Source organism: Bacteroides caecigallinarum, assembly GCF_021531075.1.
Classification (GTDB): Bacteria; Bacteroidota; Bacteroidia; order Bacteroidales; family Bacteroidaceae; genus Phocaeicola; species Phocaeicola caecigallinarum_B.
Genome location: NZ_JADYTJ010000181.1, coordinates 1 through 249 on the forward strand (window position 1 = coordinate 1; position 249 = coordinate 249).

General features: G+C 49.4%; 1 rRNA gene. It reads left to right on the forward strand.

What is annotated here, in order from left to right:
- Positions 1–249 (forward strand): 23S ribosomal RNA (locus I6E11_RS14975); the annotation flags it as partial.

A 249-nucleotide genomic window follows, 5' to 3' on the forward strand; every position in this document is an offset into this window, starting at 1 on the left:
TGAAATTGTAGTATCGGTGAAGATGCCGATTACCCGCGATGGGACGAAAAGACCCCGTGAACCTTTACTATAGCTTAGCATTGAATTTGGGCACGCGATGTGTAGGATAGGTCGGAGGCTTAGAAGCAGGCACGCCAGTGTTTGTGGAGCCGCTGTTGAAATACGACCCTTCGTTTGTTTGAGTTCTAACTCATGGATTGAGGACATTGCTTGGTGGGTAGTTTGACTGGGGTGGTCGCCTCCAAAAGC